Source organism: Streptomyces sp. NPDC002669 (assembly GCF_042889165.1).
In the GTDB taxonomy this organism is placed as follows: Bacteria; Actinomycetota; Actinomycetes; order Streptomycetales; family Streptomycetaceae; genus Streptomyces.
This window is the reverse complement of the sequence record NZ_JBIAQQ010000084.1, coordinates 1-1,397: the sequence shown is the minus strand read 5'-3', so window position 1 is coordinate 1,397 and position 1,397 is coordinate 1. Positions and strand designations below refer to the sequence as shown.

Below are 1,397 nucleotides of genomic sequence, written 5' to 3'. Positions count from 1 at the left end.
CCCATCCACATCCCCTTCACCTGGCACAACATCACCCTCCACACCACCCACCCCACCACCCTCCGCGCCCACCTCACCACCACCACACCCACCACAATGTCCATCGAGGCGGTGGACGATGAAGGTGAACTGGTCTTCAGTGTCGGTGAGTTGGTGCTCATGCCGGTCTCGGCCGAGCAGCTTCAGGCGACGCTCCGCACGGAGCCGAGCGTGCTGTACCGCGTCGACTGGACCCCGGTGCACGATGACGGTGAGCGTGACAGGAAGCGTGGCGACGGGCGCCCCGGCACCGGCCGACGCTGGGCCGTACTCGACATGTCGGACGGGTCGGACGGGTCGGACAGGGCAGGCGGGACAAGAGGAGCAGACGGGTCGGGCGTGCTGGATGCGTTGGTCGACAGCGACGACAGCGTCCCCGACGTGGTGTTCCTGCCGTGCGGCGCCTCGTACGCCCCGGCTGCCGATGTCACCACCACTGTTGGCGACATCACCGATCAAGGAGAGGCGGCCCGTACGGCGGTGGAGGCCGTACTGCGGACCGTTCAGGAATGGCTGAGCGACGACCGGTTCGCCGGCGCACGCCTGGTCGTCGTCACCCGCGGCGCGGTGGAGGCCGGACCGGGGGAGGGCGTACGCGATCTGGCCGGCGCGGCGGTCCATGGGCTGGTGCGCTCAGCGCAGGCCGAGAATCCCGACTGCTTCGTCCTGCTCGATCTCGACACCGAGCTGCCCCGCGACCTCGATCACGACCGTGACCTTGGCCTCGACCTCAACCGCGATCCCGACCGCGACTCCGCGCCGGACTTCCTGCGCGTCGCCCTCGAATGCGGCGAACCCGAACTGGCCGTCCGGAACGGTGCGGTGTATGCCACCCGGCTGGTCAAGGACAACGCCGACGACGTTCTCGCGCCGCCGGACGACACGCCGCACTGGTGCCTGGGCAGCACCGGCACCGGCACCCTGGAGAACATCGCCCTCGTCCCCGCACCCGGTGCGGACGAGCCGCTGACCGGTGACCAGGTGCGGGTGGCCGTGCGCGCGGTGGGTGCGAACTTCCGTGACGTCCTGATCGCACTGGGCAGCTATCCGGGCGAGGCGCCGATGGGCAGCGAGGGCTCGGGCGTGGTGCTGGAGGTCGGCCCCGATGTGACGTCGGTGGCCGTCGGCGACCGCGTCATGGGCCTGTTCTCCGAGGGCGCCGGACCGATCGCGGTCACCGACGGACGAACCCTCGCCCGTGTGCCGCAGGGCTGGACGTTCGCCGAGGCGGCCGCGACCCCGATCGTCTTCCTCACGGCGTACTACGGGCTGGTGGACCTGGCGGGGCTGCGGGCCGGGGAACGGCTGCTGGTCCATTCGGCGGCCGGCGGCGTGGGCATGGCCGCCCTCCAGATCGC

The 1,397-nt window shown here is 70.9% G+C and carries 1 protein-coding gene; it reads left to right on the top strand.

What is annotated here, in order from left to right; genetic code table 11:
- A partial coding sequence (locus tag ACFYW1_RS39030) for an alcohol dehydrogenase catalytic domain-containing protein (protein ID WP_389004597.1) occupies positions 1-1,397 on the top strand: 1,397 nt, incomplete at both ends.